This window comes from Vibrio sp. S234-5 (assembly GCF_000960595.1).
Classification (GTDB): domain Bacteria; phylum Pseudomonadota; class Gammaproteobacteria; order Enterobacterales; family Vibrionaceae; genus Vibrio.
The window spans coordinates 1-1,376 of the sequence record NZ_JZAM01000148.1 but is presented as its reverse complement, the minus strand read 5'-3'; the positions used below and the strand labels follow the sequence as shown (position 1 = coordinate 1,376).

The window sequence follows — 1,376 nt, the reverse complement described above, 5'->3', positions numbered from 1 at the left end:
ACCTTCCGCCCTAACCTCACGCTTGCCCGAAAATTGATTGAGGCAACGCTCTGAATTTCCAGCGCCAAAGAATAAGTGTCCAGAAAACAGCGCCCACTGAAGCAAACTTGCCGACAAACTCAAAACTAACCAGCCGAGGGAACAAAGAAAAAACATAAACCACTGACTTTGCGTGATTAAGCATAACGCCGCGTTAAGGGGTGAGCAACGCAGACCACCCAACCTAAACCATTGTGCCGTAATCACTAAAGCTGAATCAAACCCAAAATACCGAGCGTTGGGAATCCCTCTTGAACCGTTTGTTATGGCTAACAACTCACTGATTTATTAGGTAAAACTTTAAGAAAGATCTATCCGTTCATCTCGACATTCGTAAGAGCCCATTTCGAATTCTCGACAAATCCAAGGGCGATTTTCGTAAATTGTGCACATGAACGTTTCACGATCTAGAGCTGAACACCAACCATCTGACAAACGCAGCATCGTTTCTCCACCCCATTCATCGAATGCAATATGTTGCTCTGGTACACCTGTATCGGTAATGATCATAACCTCCAAACGGCAACAACAAGCATGGCAGTTTGAGCACGATATTTCCGGATTTGATACATTTTTAATTGGGATTGTCATCGAGTTCTTCAGCGAGTTTAATCGCAGAATAGTACTCCAATTTAAGCCAATTTACCGACATTAATGATGAACTCAACTTGATAGCCATAACGCCCGGTTAAGGGGCAGCCAACGCCATTACCAAGCTTCCGCATAACACCGTAACCACAAAAACTAACGCATGGTAAAAATGCCGCGCGTTGGCTGTCCCTCTTGAACCGTTTGTTATGCTTAAGCTTCAATGACTTACGTTTTGATAAAACCAAGATTAACTCGACCTTGATTCACAAGCAAAGGCCACAACCTAAAAAACGGAAATGACTCATGATTTTGAAAATCAGACATTGAACTTTGGCCGCTAATACTCAAAAACCTAAGATCAAATTGCTGATTGAGCCAACCACCATAACCTCGCGCTTGCCCGAAAATTGATTGAGGTATTTCTCTGAATTTCCAGCGCCAAAGAACAAGTGTCCGGAAAATAGCGCCCACTGAAGCCAACTTGCCGACAAACTCAAAACTGAAAAGCCAAAGGAACAAAGAAGAACCATAACCCACTGATTTTGCGTGATTAAGCATAACGCCGCATTAAGTGGTGAGCGACGCTAAACACCAACGCCTCGACAAACCACTTAAAACGCAAAAACTGAATTTACACTAAAACCGCCAAGCGTTGCGAATCCGTCTTAAATGCTTTGTTATGCAAATTCAATAAGATAAACCAGAAGTTACACTAAATCTGATTAAGAAAACAATCAAAATATTGG

2 protein-coding genes are annotated in these 1,376 nt (G+C 42.4%); both read right to left on the bottom strand.

Features of this window, described 5'->3' with window-relative positions:
* Positions 1-339: 339 nt before the first annotated feature.
* Positions 340-630 carry a YkgJ family cysteine cluster protein gene (locus UF06_RS23835; protein ID WP_080569473.1) on the bottom strand — a complete coding sequence of 97 codons (291 nt, stop codon included), beginning with the start codon at positions 628-630 and terminating at the stop codon, positions 340-342.
* Positions 631-974: 344 nt separating this feature from the next.
* The gene (locus UF06_RS27510; protein WP_082069595.1) at positions 975-1,160 is read right to left on the bottom strand and encodes a hypothetical protein; all 186 of its coding nucleotides are present in this window, start codon (positions 1,158-1,160) and stop codon (positions 975-977) included.
* Positions 1,161-1,376: the final 216 nt, after the last annotated feature.